The organism is Actinoplanes sp. NPDC049316, from assembly GCF_040677315.1.
Classification (GTDB): domain Bacteria; phylum Actinomycetota; class Actinomycetes; order Mycobacteriales; family Micromonosporaceae; genus Actinoplanes.
The window spans coordinates 14912-39357 of record NZ_JBFAQM010000028.1 but is presented as its reverse complement, the minus strand read 5'-3'; the positions used below and the strand labels follow the sequence as shown (position 1 = coordinate 39357).

27 protein-coding genes and 1 pseudogene are annotated in these 24446 nt (G+C 70.5%); 16 read left to right on the top strand and 12 right to left on the bottom strand.

The window, feature by feature from the left end:
- Positions 1 to 11 precede the first annotated feature (11 nt).
- The 3 genes from AB0K03_RS31905 to AB0K03_RS31895 are packed head-to-tail and all read right to left on the bottom strand — an operon-like array spanning position 12 to position 1374.
- Positions 12 to 608, bottom strand: coding sequence for a maleylpyruvate isomerase family mycothiol-dependent enzyme (locus tag AB0K03_RS31905; protein WP_364692545.1), 597 nt, complete (start codon positions 606 to 608; stop codon positions 12 to 14).
- Positions 605 to 1030 (bottom strand): SRPBCC domain-containing protein, encoded by a 426-nt coding sequence (locus AB0K03_RS31900; RefSeq protein WP_364692542.1) that lies wholly within the window; start codon positions 1028 to 1030, stop codon positions 605 to 607. Before AB0K03_RS31900 ends, AB0K03_RS31905 begins: the two co-directional genes overlap by 4 nt.
- Positions 1027 to 1374: a metalloregulator ArsR/SmtB family transcription factor gene (locus tag AB0K03_RS31895; RefSeq protein ID WP_364692540.1), complete on the bottom strand. Its 348-nt coding sequence runs from the start codon at positions 1372 to 1374 to the stop codon at positions 1027 to 1029. The genes AB0K03_RS31900 and AB0K03_RS31895 overlap by 4 nt, the downstream gene beginning before the upstream one ends.
- A 123-nt stretch (positions 1375 to 1497) precedes the next feature.
- Between AB0K03_RS31895 and AB0K03_RS31890 the strand changes: the two genes are divergently transcribed.
- Positions 1498 to 1905, top strand: coding sequence for a DUF6010 family protein (locus AB0K03_RS31890; protein WP_364692537.1), 408 nt, complete (start codon positions 1498 to 1500; stop codon positions 1903 to 1905).
- Here AB0K03_RS31890 and AB0K03_RS31885 read toward each other — a convergent pair.
- Positions 1871 to 2311, bottom strand: a complete 441-nt coding sequence (locus AB0K03_RS31885) for a MarR family transcriptional regulator (RefSeq protein WP_364692535.1) — start codon at positions 2309 to 2311, stop codon at positions 1871 to 1873. The two genes, AB0K03_RS31890 and AB0K03_RS31885, sit on opposite strands and share 35 nt — an antisense overlap.
- Positions 2308 to 2727: an EVE domain-containing protein gene (locus AB0K03_RS31880; protein ID WP_364692532.1), complete on the bottom strand. Its 420-nt coding sequence runs from the start codon at positions 2725 to 2727 to the stop codon at positions 2308 to 2310. The genes AB0K03_RS31885 and AB0K03_RS31880 overlap by 4 nt, the downstream gene beginning before the upstream one ends.
- Positions 2728 to 2863: 136 nt before the next feature.
- Between AB0K03_RS31880 and AB0K03_RS31875 the strand changes: the two genes are divergently transcribed.
- Entirely contained in the window at positions 2864 to 3649 is a 786-nt protein-coding gene (locus AB0K03_RS31875; protein ID WP_364692529.1) for an SAM-dependent methyltransferase, read from the top strand.
- Positions 3650 to 3664: 15 nt separating this feature from the next.
- Here AB0K03_RS31875 and AB0K03_RS31870 read toward each other — a convergent pair whose 3' ends face one another.
- The gene (locus AB0K03_RS31870) at positions 3665 to 5653 is read right to left on the bottom strand and encodes a nitrate- and nitrite sensing domain-containing protein (protein WP_364692526.1); all 1989 of its coding nucleotides are present in this window, start codon (positions 5651 to 5653) and stop codon (positions 3665 to 3667) included.
- A gap of 260 nt (positions 5654 to 5913) precedes the next feature.
- On the opposite strand from AB0K03_RS31870, the gene AB0K03_RS31865 reads away from it, so the two are divergent.
- Positions 5914 to 7464, top strand: coding sequence for a hypothetical protein (locus AB0K03_RS31865; protein WP_364692524.1), 1551 nt, complete (start codon positions 5914 to 5916; stop codon positions 7462 to 7464).
- Between the two features lie 32 nt (positions 7465 to 7496).
- Here AB0K03_RS31865 and AB0K03_RS31860 read toward each other — a convergent pair whose 3' ends face one another.
- Positions 7497 to 8060: a Uma2 family endonuclease gene (locus tag AB0K03_RS31860; protein WP_364692521.1), complete on the bottom strand. Its 564-nt coding sequence runs from the start codon at positions 8058 to 8060 to the stop codon at positions 7497 to 7499.
- Between the two features lie 473 nt (positions 8061 to 8533).
- Between AB0K03_RS31860 and AB0K03_RS31855 the strand changes: the two genes are divergently transcribed.
- From AB0K03_RS31855 to AB0K03_RS31830, 6 genes are all read left to right on the top strand, one after another.
- Positions 8534 to 8938, top strand: a complete 405-nt coding sequence (locus tag AB0K03_RS31855; protein WP_364692518.1) for a hypothetical protein — start codon at positions 8534 to 8536, stop codon at positions 8936 to 8938.
- A gap of 14 nt (positions 8939 to 8952) precedes the next feature.
- Positions 8953 to 9279 (top strand): hypothetical protein, encoded by a 327-nt coding sequence (locus AB0K03_RS31850; protein WP_364692515.1) that lies wholly within the window; start codon positions 8953 to 8955, stop codon positions 9277 to 9279.
- Positions 9280 to 9354: 75 nt separating this feature from the next.
- On the top strand, positions 9355 to 10080 hold the full coding sequence (locus AB0K03_RS31845) for a metallophosphoesterase (protein ID WP_364692512.1): 726 nt from the start codon (positions 9355 to 9357) through the stop codon (positions 10078 to 10080).
- A 34-nt stretch (positions 10081 to 10114) separates the two neighbouring features.
- The gene (locus AB0K03_RS31840) at positions 10115 to 10555 is read left to right on the top strand and encodes a YbaB/EbfC family nucleoid-associated protein (protein WP_364692509.1); all 441 of its coding nucleotides are present in this window, start codon (positions 10115 to 10117) and stop codon (positions 10553 to 10555) included.
- A gap of 5 nt (positions 10556 to 10560) precedes the next feature.
- Positions 10561 to 10875 (top strand): type VII secretion target, encoded by a 315-nt coding sequence (locus AB0K03_RS31835; RefSeq protein ID WP_364692506.1) that lies wholly within the window; start codon positions 10561 to 10563, stop codon positions 10873 to 10875.
- A gap of 149 nt (positions 10876 to 11024) precedes the next feature.
- Positions 11025 to 11582, top strand: a complete 558-nt coding sequence (locus AB0K03_RS31830; RefSeq protein WP_364692503.1) for a WXG100 family type VII secretion target — start codon at positions 11025 to 11027, stop codon at positions 11580 to 11582.
- A gap of 95 nt (positions 11583 to 11677) precedes the next feature.
- Here AB0K03_RS31830 and AB0K03_RS31825 read toward each other — a convergent pair.
- The 5 genes and pseudogenes from AB0K03_RS31825 to AB0K03_RS31805 form a co-directional block, all read right to left on the bottom strand.
- A pseudogene (locus AB0K03_RS31825) lies at positions 11678 to 12013 on the bottom strand (polymorphic toxin-type HINT domain-containing protein); the annotation flags it as partial.
- Between the two features lie 261 nt (positions 12014 to 12274).
- Positions 12275 to 12748, bottom strand: coding sequence for an SRPBCC family protein (locus tag AB0K03_RS31820; RefSeq protein WP_364692500.1), 474 nt, complete (start codon positions 12746 to 12748; stop codon positions 12275 to 12277).
- Between the two features lie 52 nt (positions 12749 to 12800).
- Positions 12801 to 14822: an ABC transporter permease subunit gene (locus tag AB0K03_RS31815; protein WP_364692497.1), complete on the bottom strand. Its 2022-nt coding sequence runs from the start codon at positions 14820 to 14822 to the stop codon at positions 12801 to 12803.
- A complete protein-coding gene (locus AB0K03_RS31810; protein ID WP_364692494.1) occupies positions 14819 to 16255 on the bottom strand; it encodes an extracellular solute-binding protein in 1437 nt (478 codons plus the stop codon). The genes AB0K03_RS31815 and AB0K03_RS31810 overlap by 4 nt, the downstream gene beginning before the upstream one ends.
- A 222-nt stretch (positions 16256 to 16477) precedes the next feature.
- Entirely contained in the window at positions 16478 to 17248 is a 771-nt protein-coding gene (locus AB0K03_RS31805; RefSeq protein WP_364692491.1) for an IclR family transcriptional regulator, read from the bottom strand.
- A gap of 202 nt (positions 17249 to 17450) precedes the next feature.
- On the opposite strand from AB0K03_RS31805, the gene AB0K03_RS31800 reads away from it, so the two are divergent.
- From AB0K03_RS31800 to mdlC, 7 genes are all read left to right on the top strand, one after another.
- On the top strand, positions 17451 to 18575 hold the full coding sequence (locus tag AB0K03_RS31800; RefSeq protein WP_364692489.1) for an ABC transporter permease: 1125 nt from the start codon (positions 17451 to 17453) through the stop codon (positions 18573 to 18575).
- Positions 18572 to 19255 (top strand): ABC transporter ATP-binding protein, encoded by a 684-nt coding sequence (locus tag AB0K03_RS31795; protein ID WP_364692486.1) that lies wholly within the window; start codon positions 18572 to 18574, stop codon positions 19253 to 19255. Before AB0K03_RS31800 ends, AB0K03_RS31795 begins: the two co-directional genes overlap by 4 nt.
- A gap of 23 nt (positions 19256 to 19278) precedes the next feature.
- Complete coding sequence (locus AB0K03_RS31790) at positions 19279 to 19890, top strand: TetR/AcrR family transcriptional regulator (protein ID WP_364692483.1); 612 nt, start codon at positions 19279 to 19281, stop codon at positions 19888 to 19890.
- A 117-nt stretch (positions 19891 to 20007) separates the two neighbouring features.
- A complete protein-coding gene (locus AB0K03_RS31785) occupies positions 20008 to 20601 on the top strand; it encodes a CueP family metal-binding protein (protein WP_364692480.1) in 594 nt (197 codons plus the stop codon).
- A 100-nt stretch (positions 20602 to 20701) separates the two neighbouring features.
- The gene (locus tag AB0K03_RS31780; RefSeq protein ID WP_364692477.1) at positions 20702 to 21169 is read left to right on the top strand and encodes a hypothetical protein; all 468 of its coding nucleotides are present in this window, start codon (positions 20702 to 20704) and stop codon (positions 21167 to 21169) included.
- Between the two features lie 97 nt (positions 21170 to 21266).
- Positions 21267 to 22703: a nitronate monooxygenase gene (locus AB0K03_RS31775; RefSeq protein WP_364692777.1), complete on the top strand. Its 1437-nt coding sequence runs from the start codon at positions 21267 to 21269 to the stop codon at positions 22701 to 22703.
- Between the two features lie 103 nt (positions 22704 to 22806).
- A complete protein-coding gene (gene mdlC / locus AB0K03_RS31770) occupies positions 22807 to 24399 on the top strand; it encodes a benzoylformate decarboxylase (RefSeq protein ID WP_364692474.1) in 1593 nt (530 codons plus the stop codon).
- Positions 24400 to 24446: the final 47 nt, after the last annotated feature.

The following is a 24446-nucleotide window of genomic DNA, read 5'->3' as shown; positions in this document are numbered from 1 at the left end:
ACGCGCCACGGTCAACTGCGGGGCAGGCTCCGGCCGTCGGGCAGCGTACGGCCGCTCAGCAGAGCCACCAGCGACCCGCTGTCCGCGCGGACAAGCGTCCCGCTCCCCCAGCTCCAGGCGGTGTCGGTGGCTTCGAGCCGGACGTCGGCCAGGTCGAGGCCGAACCAGCCGCCGCCGGCCGCCACGATCCGGTCGAGGATCGCGATCACGGCCTCTCCGGGCGCGACCGCCGGCTGGTCGAGCGCGACCGTCACGTCCAGGGAGTGGATCACGGCGTGGCTCAGGGCGCCGGCCGCGCCACCGCCCGGTGGCTGCCAGGCGTGCAGGACCGGGGATCGGAGCTGGCCGAGGAGGTCGGCGACCGGCAGCGACGCGTCGCGTTCGGCCACGGTGTCGGACAGGACGGTGAAGTCGCCGCGGGCCGCCGCCATCTCGGCGCCGAACTGCTCCGGTGTCAGCCGCGCCGGCATCGTCACGTGCGCGATCACGTGGCGTACGGCCCATTTGTCGCACAGGGACGGGGCGTCCCATGTCTCGGCGGGCGCGCCGGCGAGCAGGTCGGCGAGGCGCGTGTAGGTCGGCCCGACCCAGGACTGCAGATCGCTCACGAGATCTCTCCCAGATATTCCTCGAGCTTGTCGAGGGAGGTGACGAATCCGGCGCGGGCCTCGGGCGTACGCATCGCCGCGGGCACGTGCCGCTGGTGGATGACGACCGCGGTGCTGCCGTCGCCGAGGTCCTCGAGCGTGCTGGTGGTGTGCATGCCGCTGGCCGGCTCGACCCAGGCGAGCCGTTCGGGCGCCACGACCTCGGTGAACGTGGCGACCCTCCGGTGGCTGCCGCGCCCGCCGACCATCAGGGTCTCGAAGCGGCCGCCGGGGCGCAGCTCGACGATGATGCCGTCGACCGGGGTGTGCATGCCGCGCGGACCCCAGAAGTGCGCCAGCTCGGCGGGCTCGGTCAGGCACCGCCACACCAGCTCGCGTGGCGCGCGGAAGACCCGCCGGTAGACGAGTTCGTCGTTGCTCATCGGTCGGCACGCTCCTGGAGGTGGGCCAGGCGCGTCTCCAGCCGGTCCATCCGCTCCGCCCAGGTGCGCCGGCTCTGCTCGATCCACGAGCCCGCCGCTTCCAGCGCCGCCGGTTCGAGCCGGCACGGCCGCGTCTGCCGGTGCCGGCCGCGCGTGACCAGACCTGATTTCTCGAGTACGCGGATGTGCTGCGAGACCGCCTGCAGGCTCATCGCGTACCGGTCCGCGAGCTCGGTGAGGGTCGCCTCGCCCGTGCTGAGCCGGGCGACGATGTCCCGCCTGGTCCGGTCGCTGAGCGCCGTGAACAGAGCATCGAGCCGCTGGTCTTCGACGATGGGGGGCATGACGCTTACTCAAGCACTTTCTTTATAAAGCGTCAACTAGAACAGCCGGGTGGCGACAATCCGGGGAAACGTGGCAGCCGCTCCCGTGTCGGCGGCGGCTGCGCGCTCCTAGGTTCGGGAGCTGTGCTTCGTTACCTCGCCCCGGTCGTCATAGGGCTCGTCTGGGTCGCCGCCTGCTCGCTCCTCCCCGAGCCCCGCCGCCGGCAGGTCAACGCGGTCGTCGTCGGGGGCGCGGGAGCCGCGTACATCAGTGGCGGGGGTTTCGGTCTCGGCGAGCTCGCCTTCACGACGCTGACGACCGTGATCGCCTACCTCGGCCTGCGGTCGTGGACGTTCATCGGGATCGGCTGGCTGCTGCACACCGCCTGGGACGTGCTCCACCATCGGCGCGGCGCCCCGCTGATCCCCTCGTTGCACGATTCGTCGTTCGGATGCGCGATCTGCGACCCGGTCATCGCTTTGTGGTGCTTCCTGGGCGGCCGCTCCCTCGCGGAGATCAGATCCCTCGCAGCACGCGCAGCGCCCGAGTGAAGGCGGGCAGGTCACCGCTCAGGCCGGCGAAGAACGCGGCGTCGCACGCTTCGACCGCGACCACGGCCTCGTTGACGAGCGCCCGTCCGGTCCCGGTGACGGCGACGGCGCGGGCACGCCGGTCGGTCGGGTGCGGGGGGCGGTGGACCAGGCCGCGGCCTTCCAGCGTACGGAGAACCTGCGACGTCATCATCGGGTCGGTGGCGGCCATGTCGGCGAGAGCCTTCTGGGTGACCGCCCCGGAGGCTTGCAGGTAGGTGAGCGTGGCCAGCAGCACGAACTGCACATGCGTGATGTCGTACGGCTTCAGCGCCGCCCGCTGCGCGGCCTGCCATCGGTTGGTGACCTGCCACAACAGCAGGCCCGGGCTGTCGTCGGCGCTGTCGTGCCGGGTGGCCAGGCTCATGCCGGCACCCGTCCGGCCCGCATCGCCGCGTGGATCCGGGCGAAGTCACCCTCGCTGAGCCGTAGCAGGCCGCGACGCAACCGGACGCCCCAGCCGGGCTGCGCGGTGAGCTCCAGCTCCAGCGTCCGGATCGGCGTCTCGGTCACGTCCGGGAGGTAGCCGACCCGGCGCCGCCACGGACGGAAGTCGCCCTCGTCGGCCTGCCAGATCTCGTCGTCGGCGACCACGCCGAGGGCCGTGAACGCCTGCAACGGTTCGCCGCCGCGCAGGCTGGTCCGCGGCGAGTAGTAGATCAGCCAGTCGCCGGCCGCGAGCCGCGCGAGCCCCGTCCGCTTGCCGTGCCCGAGCTGGGCGATGCCTTGCGCAACGCCGCGCCGGACGTGATCGCGACACACCACTCCGAGCCAGTGGTTCACGCCGTCACCTCTGTCGTCGTCATGAGTTTAGTATGCGCGCTTATTATTCTCCTCGCAAGCCGGCCTCTGGATCACGGCGAGGCATCCGTAGACTCACGACACAGTGGACATACGGCGAGGGGTGGTAGTCACCGCGATGAGCGACATCGGTATCGACACGACACGCCCGCACGTAGCGCGGATGTACGACTACTACCTCGGCGGCAAGGACAACTTCGCGGTCGACCGGGAGGCGGTCGCCGCGGTCGAGGCGGCGATGCCCGAGGTGCGGCAGCTCGCCCTCGAGAACCGGGCCTTCCTGCGCCGGGCCGTCACGTACATGACCCGCGCCGGGATCCGGCAGTTCATCGACATCGGCGCCGGCCTGCCCACCGCGGGCAACACGCACGAGGTCGCGCAGGCGACGGCACCCGGCGCCCGCGTCGTGTACGTCGACAACGACCCGATCGTGCTGGCCCACGGGCGCGCGCTGCTGGCCACGAACGCCGACACCACGGTCGTCACCGCGGACCTGCGCGACCCGGACGAGGTCATCGGCCACGACGAGGTCCGCGAACTGATCGACTTCACCCGGCCGGTCGGCGTGCTCCTGATCGCGATGACGCATTTCCTCCGCGAGGACGAACGGGACTGGGTCATGGGTACGCTCCGCGAGTCCCTGGCGCCCGGAAGCTACCTGGCCGCCACCCACGTGACCGTGGACGGGCACTCCCCCGGCGCGGTCGAGGGCGTCGAGGCCGCGTACCGCAAGACCCCGACCCCGATCTACTTCCGCCGGCACGACGAGATCTCGCGCTTCTTCGACGGCTTCGAGCTGGTGGAGCCGGGGCTGGTCACGGTGGACGAGTGGCGGCCGGACCCGAACGACCCGGCCCCCGAGCCGACGCGCTGGCTGTACGGAGGCGTCGGCCGCCGCCCCTGACCTGAAAGTCGCGCCTCAGTCGTCCGCGGCATGGCGAGGGCCGGCGCCACGGTCGGCACCGACCCGGCCCCGCGGCCCCGCCATGCCCACCAGCTTGGCGGCATTGGAGCGCCGCGTGCCGGCGATCGGCCGCGCCTCGGGGAGCGTCACGGGCACCGCCAGCTCCGCCGGCAGCGTCACCGACGCGGTGATGCCCCGCTGACCGGACGGCGTGAGGACGACCCGGATGCCCCGCTGGGCGGCGAGCCGCGCCACCACGACCAGCCCCAGCCGCGTGCTCGTGGCGGGGTCGAACTCCTGCGGCTGGGCCAGCCGGCGGTTGGTGTCCGCCAAGGCGGACGCGGACATCCCCAGGCCCTGGTCCTCGATCTCGACCACGACACCCTCCGCGACCCGGTGGCCCGAGACCCGCACGGGGGTTTCCGGCGGGGAGAACGTGGTGGCGTTCTCCAGCAACTCGGCGAGCAGGTGGCCGATATCGGCGACGGCCGGTTCGGGCACCTCGGCATCCGGCAGCACCCCGACCTGGACGCGCTCGGCGTGCTCCACCTGCCCCGCCGCCCGGGCCACGATCGCGGCCAGCGACTCCGGACCGAGCCCGCGCCGGCTCCGCGCGGAGCCCGAGAGGATCACGAGATGCTCCGCCTGCCGGCGCATCTGGACGGCCAGCTGTTCGACCCGCCCGGTGTCCCCGCCGGCGCTCAGGGCTTCGAGCTGCCGATCGATCAGGCTCTGATTGCGGCGGGCGATGTTCACGAGCACCCGGTTCATGTCGTACCGCAGGGCCGCCTCACCGGCGGCGGAGTCCACCGCGCTTCGCTGCACCTCGCTCAGGGCAGCCCCGACGTCGGCGATCTCGTCCTTGCCCAGAGAGAGACGCAACGTGTTGCTCTCCACGTCGATCTGCTCCCCGGCCCGCAACCGCGCCACCATCTCCGGCAGCCGCCGGTGCGCGAGGTCGATCGCCGCCGTACGCAGCACGGACAGCCGCCGTACCACGGACCCGCCGATGCGGATCGACAGGAAGAGCGACGTCAGAATGGCGACCAGACCGAGCCCGCCGGAGATCCCGAACCGCCACAGGATCCGGTTGCGTTCGGCGCTCGCGAACCCGACGGCCTTGTCGTAGCCGTTGCCCAGGAACGCGTAGAACTGCCGTACGGCCGGGGTGAACGTGGCCTTCCAGACGTCGCGCGTGAGGGGCACCGCTTCGCCCGTACCCCCGGTTCCGAGAATTTGATCCTCGGCGCTGCGCAGCGCCGCAAAGGTCGGGCTGCTCAGCATGCTCTTGAAAGCGGCCTGATCGGGCGCCGGCAGGGTCGACCCGGCGGTGGGAATCTGGAACCGCAGACCCCCGACGATCTCGGTCAGCTGCCGATACTCCCCCGCACCGAACCGGCCGGCCGTCGTCACCCCGGTCAGCAGGGCATCCTCCTGATGCAGCAGCTCACCGGCCCGGCGCAGCGCGACGGACGTACGCATGACCCGCTCCACGAGCGGATCACTCGACGCGGCCGCGGCCGTGGACACGCTGAAGGCATAACTGATGATGCTGTTGTACCCGCTCAGCACCGCGGCCGGATCGACGCCGCGGGCATCGACCTGCGCCCGCAGCAACGTCAGCGAGTCGAAGGCCGCACCCATGTCGGCGATCCGTGCCCGCGTGATGTCGGCGGAGATCCCACTGCCCCGGTAACGCCGCGAAAGCTCACGGAACTGCGCGACCGCACCATCGGTGACCGCCCGCTGAGCGCCGAGCCCGGCGACCGCCCCACCGGCAGCGGCCAGCATCTCGACAGACCCGCTGCGCTCGGCCTGCAGGGCGGCAACCATCACGTCGCACGGGATACTGACGTTGTCGCGGGTGTTGTAACTGTCCCGCAGCGCCGCCGCGTCGGCGAACGAGGCGTTGACGTCCAGCGCCCACAGCGCGATCAGCGCCGCCACGGGCACCAGCAGCACCAGGACGATCTTCGAGCGAATAGACCGCGGGTTGCTCCGCATGAGACCTCGCTTGCCGGGGAACGAACTCACCATCGTGGATCCGGCATTATGTACTCGCGTGAGCCTTAAACGGTTCAGCTTTCAACGAATCTGTCCGAAAAAAGACACGAGTGGCCCGCCCGCACGCCACGGCGTCGACCGGGCGTAAGTGCGTGTTCGCTGTTGGTCGCTGGTTACCGGTAATGCATTCCGCATCCACGTCTCCCCGGTACTTCGTCGCGCCGAGCACAGACCGGCGCGTACGGTACAACGTCATGCGTATGGTGTTCACGGCTGCGCCGGAGGAGACCTTCTACCCGGCGCAGGATCGACTGGTCGTTGCCTTCCAGAGATGGGCGCGACAGCATCGCCGGACAGTGGATCCGTTCGTGGTCGAGACGCTGGTCGAGCACCGCTGGGACGACGGCGACGGCATCCTCTGCCGATGGCGGCCGGACGAACTGCGCAACGCGCTGCTTGACTGGTTTCCGCGTAAGGTGTCGATGCCCCCGGGCTCGTGGCGGACAGTCGTGCCGACCGTCCACGCGTTCGTCGACTTCTTGTTCGCCGAGGACCTGGCCGATGCCCGGTGCGCGGAGGCTGAGCAGCTCCATGCCGTACTGGACGGGCTGGTCGACGATTTCGACGCGGCGATGGGCGACCAGTCCCGCTACGACCTGGCGAAGTTCTGGGCGATGCGCATGCTGGCCGCCGATGTGGACCCGACCGACTCCGAGGCAGCCGGGCGCTACATCGCGGCCGTCCGCGAAGGCAAGATCGCCATCGATCAGGAGCTGCTCGATCAAGCGGTGGCGAACCACTTGAACGCCTCCGGCGACGCGCATCTTCCACCGCTTCCCATCGTGGCCGTACCCGACGAGGGCATCCTGGCGAAATCCGCGGCCGGATCAATCGCACTGGCCCGGATCCAGCGATTCGTGGAATGGACCGGATCCGGCCGCACCCTGACCGCCACCGGCCGACTGCGGCTCACCGACGCCCGCGAGCTGATCTCGCTGCTGGATCTCGCGGATGTCGTCGATCCGCAGATCGGCGAAAAGGTCTTCAAGACGAAGAGCAGTGAGGAACTGTACGAGACGTCCGTGGTCTTCGCCTGGGCACGCGCCGCCCGAGTCGTCCGCGTGGCCAAAGGCCGGCTGTTGCCCGTGAAAAGCGCCCAGAAGGCGGTCGCCGACCCCCTTTCGTTGGCGCACCGGGCGTTCGACGGGTTCTTCGCGCTGGGCGAAGCCGTCTGCGCGTCGGGCTATTCCGAGACCATGGTCCGCTGGCGATTCGACGAAGTGACGTTCGCGCTGCTGATGGCCATGTATCTCGCCCAGGACCGGGTGAAGCGGGCCGAACTCGAGGAGACAGCGGTCCGAGTCGCCGAGGGAGCGCCCTTAGACAGCCTCGAATCGCCCCACATCGACCTCTGGCGGGACCAGTACGAACACGACGTGCACAGCCTGCTGACCCACCTCGCCCTGCTCGCCGCGATCACCCTGACCGACGGACACGCCGAGCTGACCCCGCTCGGCACGACGCTGGTCGCCGAGCACCTCCGCCGGCAGGGCGCCGACGTCCCCACCATGCAGGACCTGCTCGATGAGACCGCCGAAGTGGTCGTCGCCGCAGCTGCCGACGCACCCGCGGCGGTGCGGGACGAGCTGCTGACCGGCTGGTGCCGGCGACACCCGGACACGGCGGCGGCCTCCCTGCGCGCCCTCGCCCGCCGCACCGACGACCGCGACCACCGCAAGCTCGCCGAAGCGTACGCCCGCAGCGCGCGACGGACTGCCGACTCGCATCTTCGAGCGCTGAAGGAAATCTGATCAGAGGGCCGGGGTGTGGGTCCGCGCAGGCGTCAATGGCGGCGACGCTGCAGCAGGGACGCTATCTCGAGCTCGAAGGGAAACGGCTCGTCGGAAACGAGCGCTTCCCCGGCACGAGCGACCACGGCGGAAACGTAGTGATCGCCGCTCAGCCGCTCGAGGTGCAGTTCCACCGAATCCTGCGGCTGCTCGACCCGCAGATACCACCCGATCCGGGCCGCTGCGTACAGCTGCGGCTTGAGTAGTCGGTCCGTGCCCGCATTGCTCGGCGACACGACCTCGATGACGAGCCTGGCCTCGGCCGCCTCGACCGTCGTGCCACCGTCGTCGGTATCGGCCACGACCAGGTCCGGCTGCAGGATGCGCCCTCCCGCCAGACGAAGGTTGACGTCTTGCAGAACCAGCAAGCCGGCCCGCTCGGCCGCGGCGTAGAGGCCCATGGCAAGCAAGAACGCGATGTGCTGGTGGCGCTTGCTCGGCGCGGGGCTCGCCCACAATTCTCCGTCGATCAGCTCGATCCGGTTTACGGTCTCGCCGAGCGCGAAGTATTCCTCCTCGCTCCACGGCTCGGGGTGCTCCAGCACTGCCACGCTCATCGCCTCGCCTCTCGGCGGATGCTGCCATGTGCCACGCCAAGCCCTGCCCATGCGACAGCAACCGTCGCCGCCCCGTCACCACCTGTCGTAAAGCAAGTCGCCGCCCCGTCACCACCTGTCGTAAAGCAACACGTCATGTGACCACCTGTCGTAAAGCAACACGTCATGTGACCCACCGGTGCAGTCAAGCTCAAAGTCGGCCGAAGACGGTAGCGCCGCGGCGGTAGGGTCGTTGCCGACATCGATGGGAGTAGACGTTGGCTCCGAGATCCCGCAGGCATGGCAGCGGCGGCCGCGACGACCCTCCACCCGGAGGCCGGGGTCGCCGAAGCCGAGGCGGACAGCCGGGCAACGTGGCTCAGGGCGAGGGTCACGCCCGTGCGGCCTTCCAGCATGGCCGTCCCACGAGCGCGGGCGGTGGATCGTCTGACTCCACCGGCCAGCGCCCGTCCTCGTCCGGCCAGCCTCGGGGCGTGCCGTACGGCTTCCGTGACTTCGGGCAGTTCCAAGAATTCGCGACCCGTTTCCGGGACCGCATGCGCGAGCTCTATCCCGACCTCGAAATGGGGTTTCAGGGCAGCTCGGTCACCGGGCGCAGCACCGAGACCGGGGCACCGTTCGACGAAGGCCGGGTGAGCGACTACGACATCGCGATCAGCGGTGATTCGGTCAACCGAGCGGCCCAGGAGAACGGCGTGCCGTTTCGCGGTGACGGTGTGTCGACCGGGCCTTTGGGTGAACACGATCAGCAGCGGCTCGGTCTGGACGACATCATCGACGAAGCATCGGCGGAGACCGACCGCGAGGTCCACGTCATGATCTTCCGTACCATCGAGGAAGCCGCCGGCCGCAAACCGACCATCAAGGTTTGGTTCTGAACGGGAAGCAGACAGTGATCTACGACGTGTACGGATACAGCGAGCCCAGCCTGGGCGAGCAGCCCAGCAAGCTCGCCGAGGCGCTCGGAGTGGAATGGGTCCTGCACGAGAGCGACTATCGCGGCATGTACTACGCGGCGCGCGCCCGGAGCGGGAGCGGCAAGCTGCGGCTTCAATCGAACGACCTGCGCGACGGCGACAACGAGTACCACCAGGAGCCGGGCTTTCCGGAGTACCGGTACCTATTATTCGTCAACAAATTCGATCGTCCGGACGAAGTACGAGCCAGACTGGCCCAACTGCCACAGTGGGAGTTTCTGGACCGCAGGATCGTGGAGTGACGGCTGATGCGTCTTGTCGGCACACGGACGCATCGGCTGGCGACGGTTCCATACCGGGCGGCCGGCCCCGGTGGCATGCCCCAGAACGTTCAGCTCGGCGTTGAACAGTTGGTCGTCGACAAGCTCCCGGCCGGCTGCGACGCGCTGGTCGCCGCAGGTGACCTGCAAGGGGTTGCGTTCTCTCCGCTCGGTGGAGATCCGGAGCTGCTCGGCATAGCGGTCGCCGACTACCTGGGAGTGTGGGCGGAGAGCGGGTTACTGCCGCCAGCCGACCGGATCGGCGTGCTGCTCACCGGTGATCTGTACTCGGCCCCAGGCGCCGACCGGCGCGGCGCCTCCGGGGCGGTCCTCGACGTGTGGCTCGCCTTCGCCGCCGCGGGGTGCTCCATGGTGTACGGCGTGGCCGGCAACCACGACGAGGTGACCGCCACGCAGGTAGCGGAACTCGGCCCGCACGTCGCGCTGCTCGACGGTGACCGGCGCGACTTCGGTGGCGTCACAGTCGCGGGCATCTCCGGCATCATCGGCGACCCCGGGCGTGCCCTGCGACGTACGGAGCAAGCCTTCCTCGCCCTGATCCAGAAGCTCACCACTCCCCCGGTTGATGTGCTGCTCCTGCACGAAGGACCGACCGGGGAACGAGCGGAGCAACTCGGCCGGGCCGTCCTGCGCAGCACGCTGGAGCGACGAGCGCCGGGCTTGACGCTCTGCGGCCACGTGCACTGGGACGAGCCGGTGGCGGCCCTCGGCGACGGGCACATCGTCAATGTCGACGCCCGGGTGGTCGTGCTCACGGCGTGAACCATTTGTGCTGGTCGTTGTTACACTCCGGCGCATGTCCGAGGCTTCCGACATGCAGGCGTTCCTCGACCCGGACGCGTCTCGCCAATACCTGCGCTCGTGGAAGGACAACGTCGATCGGATGGCGGCACGGGCGGCCGCGATGACGGAACAAATGGAACAGCTGCGGGTCACAGCGCGGGACGGAAACGGCCTTGCCGCGGTCACCATCGACTCCGCCGGCGTGCTGGTCGGCCTGGAGCTCACCGACCGCATTCATCGTTTGGAGCCGGCGGTGGTGGCGCGGGCGGTCATGAGCGCGTTACGCGAAGCCCGGGCCCAAGCCGCACGCCGGGCACATGGCATAGCGGTCGAGGTCATGGGTCCGGACTCGCTCTCCGCTCACACCACCGCCGATCGGATGCGCAGTGCTCTGGATCGGCCGGAAGAGAGCCAAGAAGCCAGCCAAGAACAAGCGCACGAACGGGAGTTCTGACCGACATGTCGGACACTTTCCAGGTCGATTCGTCACAGCTGTTTCGGCATGCGGCCAACATCCGCGCAACGCGTGACCAGCTCGCGGCAATCAAGTCCGCAAGCGCCACCATCGCGCACGATGACAGCGCATACGGCCTGCTGTGCGGATGGATCTCCGCGATCCTTGAGCGCCGGCACACCAGTCAGGATGAGCTGTACTCATACGCCGAGGAGAATCTGCAGTTGCTGGCTGACGCACTCGACGCTACCGGTCGCGACTACGAAGCCGCCGACGTCAACGCGGAGCGCACGATCCGCGCCGCCGGCGGGCTGGGCTGACCATGGTGTCCAATGCATCCCTAGTGGCCACGACACCGACGAGCCGGACCGCGTACACCGGCATCTCGCTCGCTGACGGCTTCCAGGGCCTCAACCAATCGGTGCGGAGCGGCAGCTGGGTTGACGGCGTCCTGGCCGGAGGCTCATTCGTGGGCGATGCCGCCGCGACCGTCATCGACCCCTTCAGCGCACTGCTGGCCAACGGACTCGGCTGGGTGATGGAGCACTTCGAGCCGCTGCGCGAGATCCTCGACAAGCTGACCGGCATCCCCGACAAAATCACGGCGCACGCGCAGACCTGGGCGAATATGGCCGGTGCGCTCCAGGCCATGGCCGAAGACCTCAGGTCCGACCTCGCCGCGGACCTACCCGACTGGGGCGGCACCGCCTCTGAGGCGTACCGGTCGATAATGACCAACAACGTGGACGGGTTCGGAGGCCTGGCGGTGCTGGCCGACACCATGTCGGCGGCCACCCAAGCCGCAGGCAACCTGGTCCAGTTCACCCGGGACATAGTCCGGGACCTGATCTGCGACCTCGTGGCGCGGGTCATCGTGTGGGCTGCTGAGGCTCTGGCGATCGTCACCATCCCTGTGGTGACCGCGCAGATCGTCGCGGCGGTCGCCAAGTGGTGCGCCAAAATCTTCGGCTACACCGGAGCGCTGATCACCAGCCTGCAGAACCTGACGACGCTGATGGAAGGGTGATCGCGCCAAGACAAGACCACAGCACTCTCTCGGATGGCGGCGGCTGGCCGTTGCCGCCGTGACACGAGCACGGCGGCACCGTCCTGCCGGGTGTTCTACTCGTGGACGACGACGGTGTGGTCTCCGGCCGCCACCACGAACGTTCCCGCGCCGTCGACGTCGAGGTTGTACACAGTCGTCCGCTGGTTCCCGGCCACGACCTCCTCGACCGGCACCGCCCGGCCGCCCTCATCGAGCAGCACGTCGCCTGCGGTGAGATCGCCCGCCGCGATCCATCCGCCGCGGTTGACGACCCAGCAGCGGTGGTTCGTGGTTGCGGTGAGCCAGTCGCCGGCGTCCAGGCCGACCGACACCAGATCCTTGGGTCCGTGGCCCACTATCGGCTGGCGCACGGTCGCGATCGTGGCGGCCGCGGCCGCCGGGTCGACAGCGCGTACGTGGTCGCCGGGACCGCACCCGGGCTCACCGTGAGAAGATCCAGAACGGCGTGGGCCGCCTCCGGCAGCCCGGAGATCCGGTCACCCATGAGCTCGGCGACCGCGGCCGGAACGTGGCGGGATTCCGTCGCCGTCCCCGCGGCGACGCGGTTCGGGGCCGTCGCCACCACCGCCGGGGCTTCGTGGTCGCGCAGTCACGGCTTCCCCTCGCCCGCACTTTTACCGGAGACTAATCCCGCCGCGGGCTGCCGCGGGTCAGCGGGCCTGCCGCTCCACGTCCTTGGCCATCGCCCGCAGGGTCGCGCCGAAGCCGAGACGGCCGGTGAGCGACAGCGCCGGACCCGCGAACCGCGTGATGCGGTGCGGCGTCACGGTCACGTCCTCGTCCCAGTCGACCCGGCAGCGGCCGCCCGCCAGCGGCAGCACCGAGAACCCCGCCCGGCCGAGCACCACCCTGCCGCTCTTGACCACCTCGCACCGGCCCGGCGCGTCGCCCGGGGCGTCTCCGCCCGGCGGCTGCCACAGCTCCACCGTCATCGGGTCGTCGAACGCCAGCCGTCCGATCCCGGTCCGGGCGACGAATTGCGCGCCCACGCCGTCGGGCCGGGGCGTTGTCACGCGTACGCGGGTCAGCGGCGCCCAGTCGCCGTGGCGGCGCCAGTCCACCAGGGCGGACCAGACCGCGGTGGCGGGCGCTTCCACCTGGTGCGTGACGGTGAACCGGGCCATCCGTGTCTCCTGTGCTCGCCGGCGGGTCGGCCACGACCAGCAAAACACATGATCAGCCCTTCACCGCCCCGGCAGTGAGCCCTTCGGTGAGGAAGCGCTGCCCGAACGCGTACATCACCACCACGGGAATGCTCACGAGCAGCGACGCCGCGGCGAGCTGCCCCTGGGGCACGACGTCGCCCGCGATCATGGACTGCATCCCTACCGGGAGCGTCTTGTACTCGTCCTTGGTGATGAACACGAAGGCGAAGAGGAATTCGTTCCAGGCGTTGGTCAGCGTGAACAGGCCGACCGCCAGCACGCCCGGCTTGGCGAGGGGCAGCACCACGCGCCGGAACGCCTGGACGCGCGAGCAGCCGTCGACCAGCGCGGCCTCCTCCAGCTCGGCGGGGATCGACGAGAAGTAGCCCGCCAGCAGCCAGGTCGCGAACGGCAGCGTGAAGGTCGGGTACGTGAGCACGAGCGACCACAACGAGTCGGTGAGCCGTACGCCGATGAGCAGCTGGTACAGCGGGATGAACAGCAGCGCGCCCGGCATCACGTACGTCAGCAGCACCGTGACGGTGAAGCCCTGCGCCCCGCGGAACCGCAGCCGGGCCAGCGCGTAGCCGCCCAGGACCGCGCAGACCAGGGCCACCACGGTCGACGCGGCGGACACCACGAGGGTGTTGAGGTACCAGCGGCCGAACGGCTGGTTGGTGAACAGGGCGCCGAACTGCTCCGTGGTCCACGGCGTCGGCCACAGGTCGTGCGTCCGCGTGACGACCTGGCCCTCGGTCTTGAAGGCCGTGACGGAGATCCAGTACAGCGGACCCAGCACGAAGAAGAGCAGCCCCGCCATCGCCACCCAGGATCCCGTACGCGACACCAGGGTCGACGCACGGCGACCACCGCGCGCCTGGAGCGCCGAGACCACCCGGCCCACCGCCGCCGCGATCAGCATGATGACGCCGAGCAGCACCGCGGCCTTCCAGAAGATCTGGGGTGAAGCCCAGGCCAGCAGGCCGGTGAACGCCGCGGTGAGGATCCAGGGCAGCGCCGTGCGCATCGGCCCGGGGCGGCCTTCGGCCCGGCGCCGCCGGCGCAGCGGGCCGGCGCCGGAGTCCTGGCGCAACAGCCGGACCAGGAAGAACACCAGGCCGCCGACGACCGGCAGCATGACGAGCGTGACGGCCGCTCCCGCGCCGTACTGCAACTGCAGGATCGCTTTCGAGTACGCGACGAGCACGTACGGCGCGGTCACGTCGCCCGGGCCGCCCTGGGTCAGTAACCAGATGAGGTCGAAGTTGTTGAACGTCCAGATCGACGACAGGGTCACCGTCACGGTGATCACGTGGCGCAGCCCGGGCAGCGTCACGTGGGCGAAGCGCTGCCACGCCGAGGCGCCGTCGATGGTCGCCGCCTCGTACTGGTCCGCCGGGATGGCCTTGAGCCCCGCGAGGAAACAGACGGTGAAGAACGGCACGCCCTTCCACACGTTGACGAGGATCACGGACGGCATCGCCAGCGACGGGTCGGACAGCCAGCCCGCGGGCCAGCTGTCGACCAGATGCGTGCCGGCCAGCAGCGGCCCGATCCCCGAGCTGGTGAGCAGGGTGTTGACGCTGCCGAAGATCGGGTCGAGCAGCGCGCGCCAGCTGAACGCCGTCACGACCGTCGGCACCACCCACGGCACCAGGAGAAGCCCGGTGAGCACGGCGCGGCCTCGGCGCCGATGATGCAGCAGCAGGGCCGCGGCCAGGCCCAGGACAACCTTGAAGATCTCGGCGTACGCGGTGAAGACGAACGAGTTCACCACGCCGGTGCGGAACTGCTCGTCGCCGACGAGGGCGAGGTAGTTGTCCAGGCCGACGAACACGGTGTCCTGCCCGTGCCGTTCGGTGGTGCTGGTGATCATCGACCGGGCGATCGGCACGAGCACGAGCGCGCCGACCAGGAGGGCCGTGGGCGCCAGGAACAGCACCGCCAGGCGCCAGTCGCGGCCCAGCCACCGCTGGGTGGCGGTGAGCGAGCCGGGCCCCGACGGCGAGGGTGCCCGCCTGGCCGGGGCCGGCGCCTGCCGAACCGTACTCACTGCGGCAGACCCTGCTGGTTGAAGATCTGCACCATCTTCGCGTGTGCGGCGGTCACCGCCTGCGCGGGAGCGGTTCCCTGAACGACCTGCTGCATCATGTCGGTCAGGACGTACGCCGCGACGACGGCCTGCTGGCCGGCGCTGGCCTTCTGCGGGAACTTGAGGCCGTTCTCGGTGGACAGTGGCAGCGGCTGCTGGGACATCGTGCGCAGCAGCGGGAACGACGGGTCGCCGCCGGTGAAGTACGGGTCGGCGTCCCAGACCTTGTCCCAGGCGGGCATCACCAGGCCGGGTGCCTCCTTCGCGACCCCGACCAGGGCGGGCCCGCTGACCAGGTACTGCGCCAGCAGCTTGGCGAGCGCCGCGTTCTTGGCGCCCTTGAAGACGACGAACCCCTGGGACTGGCCGATCAGCAGGGACTTGTCGGTCGCGGGCCCGATGCAGTCGGAGAAGACGTGCGTGTTGGCGTACACGGGATTCTTCTTGGTCTTGGAATCCGCGTACACGCTGAAGCTGTTGCGGGTGTAGCCGAGGATCCCGGCGAGCCAGTTCTCGTTGTTGCTGGTGTCGGTCCAGCTGGCCACGCCGGGAGGCAGCATCGGCTTGTACTTGGGGTTGGTGTAGATGTCGCCCAGGAACGTCACGGCCTGCACCGTCTCGGGCGAGTCGAACGTGACCTTCCGGCCGTCGTTGGAGGCGATCGATCCGCCGTACGAGTTGATCAGCGCCTCGATCATGCCGTTGCCGTCGCCGGACCGGTTCACCGTCATGCCCCAGCCGAACCGGCGCTTGCCCGGGTCCGAGATCGCCAGGCAGAGGTCCCGCATCTCCTCCCAGGTGTACGTCTCCTTGGGGGCGATGCCCTTCTCCTGCATCCAGTCCTTGCGCAGGAACGACCCGACACCGATGAAGTGGTACGGGATGGCGTACCACTTGCCGTCGAAGACGCAGAAGTTCTTGGCCTCCGCGCACGGTTCGCCGTACTTGGCGGTCAGCGCCTCGACGACGTCCGACACGTCCTCCAGGTCGCCCAGCGAATGGAACTGGGCGATGAACCGCGAGTCGGTCATGAACGCGAGGTCCCGCGCCACCCCGCCCTTGACCTCGGCGTGGATCTTGGCCACCACGTCACCGGCGTCGGCCTGGACCAGGCTGTTCTCGATCTTCGTACCGGTGGAACCGGCGAACTTGGCGATCGAGCTGTCGAGCGCTTCGTTGGCGGCCGTCGAATAGAGCTTCTGCGACAGCACCCCCATCGAGGTGCCCTTCAGCGACGCCGCGGCGTCGAGCAGCTCCTTCGGAACCTCCGCCTGCACACTGGCGGGCGAGTCGGAGCCGTCCCCGCACGCGGCGAGGCCGGCTGCGCCGAGCACTCCCGCACCCAGCCCCAGAACGTTGCGCCGCGACCACAACCGCCTGTCCTGCATGGACATTCGCCTCCCTCATCTCCCCTGAGCGCTGCACTGCTCGTGCTCCAGCCGGCTCTCGATGGCGGCGGCCACGGGCCCGTCACGACGGGAGGGATCGGCGCTCCGATGCTGTTCGAGATTTCGAACTGCGGTTCGAGATATCGTATGGAGTGGACGCGACGCTAGAGGACCCCCACAGGGGTGTCAATGTTTCGACGCGGTTTCTGGCCCGAAGCGGCAAGCCGCCTAGCGAACGCGGCCCGGATAACCCATGCGGGCGGACAGCGTGGCAGCACCCTCGCGCACCAGATCGGCCCACTCCACGTGCGCCTGCGGCGTCCACCGGATGATCGGCGCCGAGATGCTCATGGCTGCGATGATCGAGCCGGAATGGTCCCGCACCGCCGCGGCGACGCACCGCATGGCACTGTCGGACTCGCTGACGTCGAGCGCGAGGCCCTCGGCCCGTACGCCCTCGAGATGCGCCCGCAAGCGGTCGGGGTCGGTGATGCTGTCCGGCGTCATCCCCGGCAGGTCACCCTTCGCGAGCACGGCGTCCAGCGCCGCCGGATCGAGACCCGACAGCAGCACCTTGCCCACCGCCGTACAGTTCGCCGGCAGCCGCCGCCCGACCGCGGAGACCATGCGGACGGGGTGGGTGCTGTCGACCTTGACGAGGTAGATGACATCTGCTCCGTTTAGCACGGCGACGTGGACGGCCTCGTTGCACACCGCGGCCACGTCCCGCGTGACGCTCTGCGCCTCCCGGACCAGGTCAAGCCGCCCGGAGAAGGCGGCGCCGAGCTGGAACAACGGCATGCCGAGCCGGTACTGGACGGGCTGGCCGGGCACGGAGATCAGGTACGAGCGCTCCACGAGCGTGACGAGCAGCTCGTGCACGGTGGTACGGGGCAGATCGAGCCGCTCCATGACCTCGCGAGCCGACAGCTGCGGCCGGTCCAGGAAAAGCTCGAGGATGTCGAGCGCGCGGCTGACCGCCGGTACCACACGGGGCATGTCGAGGTTCCCTTCGCGATGCCGGGCCCGCGCCGATGATCTCCGTACGGGCCGGCATTTCAAGAGGGTAGCCGCGCCGGCCCTCGCGCCCCGTGCCGAACCCGTCGCGATCAGCTCCACTGCAGGCGGGTGCCGACGTTTTCCGACGCCGCGTCGGTATAGTTGCCGACGCGATGTCGAAAAACGTCCGGCGGGAGGATGCATGTTTCTGGCTTTGCGCGAGCTTCGCTTCGCGCGCTGGCGGTTCACGCTCATGGGTAGCGTCGTCGCCCTGATCGCGGTGCTTGTGGTGTTACTGTCCGGGCTCTCCTCGGGTCTGGTGAACGACGGTGTCTCCGGGCTGCAACGGTTGCCGGTGACCGCCTTCGCTTTCGACCACGACACCAAGCTGGACTCGGCGTTCTCCCGCAGCGTGGTGGACCGCGAGCAACTCGATCAATGGCGCCGGCAGCCCGGGGTGCGTGAGGCGGCCCTGTTCGGCAACATGCTGGTCAACGCCCGCAGCGACCGCGGCCTGCCCATCGATCTGGCCATGTTCGGCGTGGAGCCGGGCTCGTTCCTGTCGCCCGTCGCCGCCCAGGGCGCCGGACTGGGCAGCCCCGACGGCATCGTGGTGTCCCGGACCGCGATCGACGCCGGTCTGCGAGTCGGAGACACCGTCGTCATCGACCGGATCGGCACCCGGTTCACCGTGGTCGGCGCGACCGCGGACCAGCGCACCTTCGGCCACGTCGACGTCGCGTACGTGCCGCTGGACGCCTGGCAGCGCCTGCACCAAGGCGCCGGTCCCGGCGAGAAGCTCCGCGCCTCGGCGGCCACTGAGGCCACGGCGGTCGCCATCCGGGCGGACGAGGGCCTCGACCTCGCCGCCGGCGACGCCGCGGCCCGCACGACGAGCTTCGACAAGGTCGAGGCCTACGGCGCCTCCCCCGGCTACACCGCCGAGACCTCGACGCTGCAACTCATCCAGGCCTTCCTCTACGCCATCTCCGCGCTGGTGGTCGGCGCCTTCTTCACCGTCTGGACCATCAACCGCAGGCACGAGCTCGCCGTTCTGCGCGCGATCGGCGCCGCCCGGTCGTACCTGCTGCTCGACGGGCTGGCGCAGGCGCTGGTCGTGCTGGGCGGCTCGATCGGCGCGGGAGTAGCCCTGGGTGTCGGGCTCGGCGGGCTGATCAGTGGCAGCGCGGTGCCGTTCGCCATCGAAGCACCCGCCGTCATCCTCGCCGGCCTCCTGCTGGCTGTCCTCGGTGTGATCGGGGCGGCCGTCGCCATCGTTCGCGTCGCGGCCATCGACCCCCTCACCGCACTGGGAGCCCAGCGATGAACACCGGCAGCCGTACCGGCCTCACCCTGGCCGGCGTGACCGTCCGTCTCGGCGACGGCGACGCGACGGTCACCGCCCTGGACGACGTGCACCTGGAGGTCACCCCGGGGGAACTGGTGGCCGTGGTCGGCCCCTCGGGCGCGGGTAAGTCGAGTCTGCTCGCGGTGGCCGGCGCGCTGACCGTTCCGGAGCGGGGAACGGTCACCGTCGACGGCCACGACCTCGTCGGCATGACGGTCAAGCAGCGGGCGGCCTACCGGCGTGACCACATCGGATTCGTGTTCCAGAGCGGCAACCTGATACCGGCCCTCACCGCCCTGGAGCAGCTCCGGCTGGTCACCAAGCTCAGCCCTCGCCGGGCCGGCGGCCGCGACCCCGCCGAACTGCTCGCGGACGTGGGAATGACGCACAAAGCCGGCCGCCGGCCGCACCAACTCTCCGGCGGCGAACGTCAACGCGTCGGGATCGCCCGCGCGCTGATGGGCCGGCCGTCGTTGCTGCTGGTCGACGAACCGACCGCCGCCCTGGACCGGGCCCGCAGCCACGACGTGGTGCAGCTGCTCGCCCGCGAGACGAAGGAGTGCGGCGTCGCTACGGTTATGGTGACCCACGACCACGACGTGCTGGAACATTGCGACCGGGTGGTGGAGATGATCGACGGGCGGCTGTCCGCCGGCTGAGCGACTCGCGAAGAGGAGGGCCCGTGCCGCGCATCGACGCACCCACGATCGCCGAGCACCGCGCCCAACGCCGCCGGGCCCTCCTCGACGCCGCCCGCGCACTGCTGGTGGACCACCCGCATGAGGCGCCGAGCCTCACGGCAGTCGCGGCCCGGGCGGGCCTGCCCCGTTCCTCGGTGTACGAGTACTTCTCGTCCGGCGAAGACATGCTGCTCGAACTCGTGCACGAAGTCCTGCCGAACTGGTCACGCCAGGTCAACGACGCGATGGACACGGCCGGCACCCCGGCGGAGAAGGTGCTCGCGTACGCCACCGCGAACCTGCGCCTGGTCGCCGCGGGAGAACACGCCCTCGCCACCGCGCTGATCCAGTCCGTACCGGGCGACCAGGTCAACGCCAGCACCCAGCTCATGCACGAGGAGATGAGCAGGCCGCTGCGCGCCGCCCTCGACCGATTGGGCGTGCCCGACCCCGACGCCACCGCGCGCCTGATCAGCTCGGTGGTCTACACCGCCAGCCGCATGATCGAGGACGGAGCGGACACGGCCTCCGTCGACGCCCGGGTCCGTGAGCTCTTGAGCCCTTTCCTCCTCGGCCACCTCGACGCGGAGGGACGCCCTCGGCTCGGGGCTTGAGAGCGGCACCGAAGGACCACAAACCCGATACGCCGGGTACTTCGGCCCGTCCCGGTCCCGAACCGCGCCGCTACGGTCAACAGCGTGCCGGAATCACCGATGACAGGGGTCATGAGCATGAAGAAACTCGTCCTGGCGAGCGCGGCGCTGATGCTGACCGTCGCCGGATGCACCGGCACCACGTCCCCGACGGAATCGGCGGCGACCGGCTCGCCCGCGCCGGCGGCCGCCGCGGAGCAGCCGCTGCTGGCGCGCTACGGCCTGGCCGGCAAGAGCGCGGTGGAGGTCATCGACCGGCTGGACCGGCTCGGCCTGCAGCAGCGGCCGGCCGACCTCAAAGCATCGGTACGGACGAGCGAACTGCTGCTCACCGCCGGCGGGCAGGAGCAGAGCCTGCCCATCCCCGGCGACCGGTTCTACCTGTCGGTGGCGCCGTACGTGCAGGGCACCCACGAGTGCTTCTACCACTCGCTGACCACCTGCAAGGGCGAACTGGCCGATGCGCAGGTGCAGGTGCGGATCGTGGACGATGCCGGCAAGGTGCTCGTCGACGAGACCCGTACGACGTTCGCCAACGGGTTCATCGGGTTCTGGCTGCCCCGCGACATCACCGGCACCCTGCGGATGACCTCCGGCGGCAAGACCGCCGAGTCCACGTTCAGCACCGCACCGGACGCGCCGACCTGCCTGACCACGGTCCAGCTGGTCTGAGCACCCCAGCAGAAACCGCCCCGGACGGGACCTCTGGCCGTACCGATCATGGGGCTTGGTGCCCTGCCCCGCGGGCTTCGCGTCCGCAACGCTGGGTGACATGATCGCGATTCTTCTCGGCCTGACCGCAGCGGTTCTCCTCATCGCCGGCCCCACCATGATCGTGCAGGGCCTGGTGGGCCGCAGAAGCGTGACCAGCGAACTGGCGCAGCAGCGGATCACCTTCCCCGCCGGCGACGGCCTGCCCGCGGGCCTGCACCGCTACGCCGGAACGCCGGTGCACACCGGTACGCAGGCCAGAGCGTTCGCGGACCTCATCGGCGCCCACGTGGCGAAGGCGACCGGCGGTCGCACGTACTCCGAGATCGCCGACGAGTGGATGGCCGGGGGCCGGACCGACGACCAGCTGGCCCGGCTGCGCGAGACCGCATTCATGGGCCAGAGCCTGCGCGGGGCGCTGCTCGGCGCCTACCAGGCCTGGCAGATCACCGTGCTGGTGCTCGCGCTCGGTGCCGTGTTCACCGCGATGGGCGCAGCGTTCCTGGCTCTGGCCCTGCATGGAGTCTGACGACCGGACGGGTCCATGCAGCGCACATCGGGCGACGACAGGAGACGAGAAGATGGCTGACGCCACAAGCAGCACGGCACCGGAAGGCGCGTACCCGATCCATCCGCCGGCGATCGTCCAGGGCGGGATGGGCGTCGGCGTCTCCGGGTGGCGGCTGGCGTCGGCTGTCGCACGCTCCGGGCAGCTGGGTGTCGTCTCCGGCGTCGCCCTCGACGCCCTGCTGGCCCGGCGGCTGCAGACCGGCGACGACGGCGGGCACGTCCGGCGCGCCCTCGCCCGGTTCCCGGTACCCGCAGTGGCCCGGGCGGTGCTGGACCGGTACTTCGTTCCCGGCGGGCTCGCCGACGACCGGCCGATGCGACCGGTGCCCAAACTCGGCCTGCGGCAACGGCTCCCGGCGCAGCAGCTGGCCGTCGTCGGCGCGTTCGCCGAGGTATTCCTGGCCAAGGACGGCCACGGCGGTCCGGTCGGGGTGAACCTCCTCGAGAAGATCCAGACCGCGACCCCGGCCGCGCTGTACGGGGCGATGCTCGCCGGCGTCGACTACGTGCTGATGGGCGCCGGCCTGCCGACGGAGATCCCCGGCCTGCTGGACACGCTCGCCGGCCACCGGCCGGCCCGGCTGTCGGTCACCGTGCACGGCGCTCTGCCCGGCGAGGACCACCACGTCACCTTCGACCCGCGTACGGTCCTGGGCGAGGCGCCCGAGCCGCTGCGCCGACCGCGACTGCTGGCCATCGTCTCCTCCGCCACCCTGGCCGTCTACCTCGCCCGCGACGCGGCCACGCGCCCGGACGGCTTCGTCCTCGAGACGCCGGTCGCCGGTGGGCACAGCGCGCGGCCGCGCGGACGGCTCACCCTCGACGACGACGGCGAGCCGGTGTACGGACCGAAGGACCACATCGACGTGCCGAAGGTGGCGGCCCTGGGACTGCCGTTCTGGCTGGCCGGCGCACAGAGCAGCCCGGAACGGCTGGCCGCGGCGCGAGCCGCCGGCGCGGCGGGCATCCAGGTCGGCACGGCGTTCGCGCTGTGCCGCGAGTCCGGCCTCGACGACGGTCTGAAGAAGCGGCTGCTGCGCGAGGCGGCCGGCGAAACGCTGACCGTACGCAACGACGTCCGGGCCTCCCCGACCGGGTTTCCCTTCAAACTCGCCGCCCTCACCGGCACCGCCGCCGACGACCGGGTCTACGCCGACCGTCCCCGGCTGTGCGACCTCGGCTACCTGCGCACCCCCTACCGCCGCACCAACGGCACGGTCGGCTACCGCTGCCCCGCGGAACCGGTCGACGAGTACGTCCGCAAGGGCGGAGAGGCCGGCGACACCGTCGGCAGCCGCTGCCTGTGCAACGGCCTGACCGCCACCGTCGGGCTCGGTCAACGCCGTGCCGACGGCTACCTCGAACCGCCCCTGGTGACCCTCGGGCAGGACCTCACGTTCCTTCCCCACCTGACCCGGCACAGCGCGGACTACACCGCCGCCGACGTCATCCGATATCTGCTCACCGCGCCGGCACCGTCCCCCGCGCGATGAGCCCCTATACCGTCGAAACCCCTGCACTCCACGGCCATTGGTCTCCCCGCGGTCGGGACCTCCGGCGCTGCCGCGGCCCGCAGCCGCCGGAAGAAGCTCGACCATGATCTCGATACGGCAGGCCGCATTCGACGTTTTCCGCGCCCACGGCCTCACCACCGTGTTCGGCAATCCGGGCTCGACGGAGCTGCCGATGCTGGCGGACTTCCCGGACGACTTCCGCTACGTGCTCGGCTTGCACGAGGGGGTGGTGACCGGCATGGCGGACGGGTACGCCCAGGCCACCGGGCGCCCCGTGCTGGTCAATCTGCACAGCGCTCCCGGCGTGGCGACCGCCATGGGCGCTCTGGTGAACGCCGCCGCGGCCGGTAGTCCCCTGGTGCTGACCGCCGGGCAGCAGGTCCGCGCCCTGCTGTCCGGGCCCGCGCTGCTGACCAACCCGGAGCCGACGCTGCTGCCTCGCCCCTTGGTGAAGTGGGCCGTCGAGCCGTCCCGGCCGCAGGACGTACCGGCCGCGCTCGCCAGGGCCATTCACCTGGCGACCCTGCCGCCCTGCGGACCCGTCCTCGTCTCGCTGCCGATGGACGACTGGTCAGCCCAGATCGCCGAAGACCAGGTGCGCAGGCTCACCGCCCGGCGCGTCACGGTGGCGGCGGCGCCCGATGCCGGCGTCATCGGGCGGCTGGCCGCGCGCCTGGACGCGGCCCGCTCGCCGGCGCTGCTCGTGGGCGCGGGACTGGACAGCACCGCGGGCTGGGCGGCCGGGGTGGCACTCGCTGAACGCTGCGGGCTGCCGGTGTACTGGGCGCCGCTCGAGCCACGCTGCGGTTTTCCCACGACACATCCGGCGTTCCAGGGCGTGCTGCCCGCCACGGAGGCCGGACTCGGCAAGGCGCTGAGCGGGCACGACCTCATCCTGGTGGCGGGGGCGACGGCGTTCCGGTTCTATCCGTACGTGCCGGGCCAGGTGCTGGGCGCCGGCGCGGAACTGGTGCTGCTGACCGACGACGCCGGCGAGGCCGCTCGCGCCACCGACGGCGAGGCCGTCCTCACCGACCCGGTGGCCGCGCTCGCCATGCTGGCCCGGGAGACATCCGCGAGGCGCCGTCCGCCGCCGCCCGGTCCGGGACCGGAACCGGTACGGCCGGGCGGTCCGCTGACCGCGGCCGGCGCGTACGCGGTGATCGCCCGAGCCCTGCCCCCGGACGCGGCGCTGGTCTGCGAATCGGTGTCGAACATGCGCGACTGTCAGGATCAGATTCGCTTCTCCCGGGCGGGCGGCTACTACAGTCCGGCCGGGGCGAGTCTTGGATTCGGGGTGCCCGCCGCGATCGGGGTGCAGCTGGCCGATCCGGGCCGGCGCGTCGTGGCGGTGGTCGGTGACGGGGCGTTCCAGTACGCGGTTCCCGCGCTGTGGAGCGCCGCCCGGCACGGCGTACCGGTGACGGTGGTGGTGTTGCGCAACGACCGCTACGCCGTGCTCGAGGACTACTGCGACTTCCTGGGACTGAGCGGGGTGCCGGGCTTGCAGGTGCCCGGGATCGACGCCGTGTCGCTGGCCGGCGGCTACGGCGTGCCGGCCGTACGCGCGGAAGGAGCCGGCGAGCTCGACGCCGCGCTCCGGCAGGCGCTGGCCGGCTCCGGGCCGGCGCTCGTCGAGGTGCCGGTCGGTGGACCCGCCGAGACGCACTGGTGAGCGACCCGATGGACACCCCGAACACCGCTGCCCCTGGTAACCGAGGC

What these genes read in the sequence shown, in the direction of transcription:
- AB0K03_RS31835 (WP_364692506.1), top strand. Translation starts at nt 10,561, where the DNA reads ATGTCGGACACTTTCCAGGTCGATTCGTCACAGCTGTTTCGGCATGCG.
- AB0K03_RS31865 (WP_364692524.1), top strand. Translation starts at nt 5,914, where the DNA reads ATGGTGTTCACGGCTGCGCCGGAGGAGACCTTCTACCCGGCGCAGGAT.
- AB0K03_RS31845 (WP_364692512.1), top strand. Translation starts at nt 9,355, where the DNA reads ATGCCCCAGAACGTTCAGCTCGGCGTTGAACAGTTGGTCGTCGACAAG.
- AB0K03_RS31820 (WP_364692500.1), bottom strand. Translation starts at nt 12,748, where the DNA reads ATGGCCCGGTTCACCGTCACGCACCAGGTGGAAGCGCCCGCCACCGCG.
- AB0K03_RS31870 (WP_364692526.1), bottom strand. Translation starts at nt 5,653, where the DNA reads ATGCGGAGCAACCCGCGGTCTATTCGCTCGAAGATCGTCCTGGTGCTG.
- AB0K03_RS31895 (WP_364692540.1), bottom strand. Translation starts at nt 1,374, where the DNA reads ATGCCCCCCATCGTCGAAGACCAGCGGCTCGATGCTCTGTTCACGGCG.
- AB0K03_RS31885 (WP_364692535.1), bottom strand. Translation starts at nt 2,311, where the DNA reads ATGAGCCTGGCCACCCGGCACGACAGCGCCGACGACAGCCCGGGCCTG.
- AB0K03_RS31780 (WP_364692477.1), top strand. Translation starts at nt 20,702, where the DNA reads ATGATCGCGATTCTTCTCGGCCTGACCGCAGCGGTTCTCCTCATCGCC.
- AB0K03_RS31800 (WP_364692489.1), top strand. Translation starts at nt 17,451, where the DNA reads ATGTTTCTGGCTTTGCGCGAGCTTCGCTTCGCGCGCTGGCGGTTCACG.
- AB0K03_RS31795 (WP_364692486.1), top strand. Translation starts at nt 18,572, where the DNA reads ATGAACACCGGCAGCCGTACCGGCCTCACCCTGGCCGGCGTGACCGTC.
- AB0K03_RS31805 (WP_364692491.1), bottom strand. Translation starts at nt 17,248, where the DNA reads ATGCCCCGTGTGGTACCGGCGGTCAGCCGCGCGCTCGACATCCTCGAG.
- mdlC (WP_364692474.1), top strand. Translation starts at nt 22,807, where the DNA reads ATGATCTCGATACGGCAGGCCGCATTCGACGTTTTCCGCGCCCACGGC.
- AB0K03_RS31840 (WP_364692509.1), top strand. Translation starts at nt 10,115, where the DNA reads ATGTCCGAGGCTTCCGACATGCAGGCGTTCCTCGACCCGGACGCGTCT.
- AB0K03_RS31860 (WP_364692521.1), bottom strand. Translation starts at nt 8,060, where the DNA reads ATGAGCGTGGCAGTGCTGGAGCACCCCGAGCCGTGGAGCGAGGAGGAA.
- AB0K03_RS31810 (WP_364692494.1), bottom strand. Translation starts at nt 16,255, where the DNA reads ATGTCCATGCAGGACAGGCGGTTGTGGTCGCGGCGCAACGTTCTGGGG.
- AB0K03_RS31875 (WP_364692529.1), top strand. Translation starts at nt 2,864, where the DNA reads ATGAGCGACATCGGTATCGACACGACACGCCCGCACGTAGCGCGGATG.
- AB0K03_RS31785 (WP_364692480.1), top strand. Translation starts at nt 20,008, where the DNA reads ATGAAGAAACTCGTCCTGGCGAGCGCGGCGCTGATGCTGACCGTCGCC.
- AB0K03_RS31900 (WP_364692542.1), bottom strand. Translation starts at nt 1,030, where the DNA reads ATGAGCAACGACGAACTCGTCTACCGGCGGGTCTTCCGCGCGCCACGC.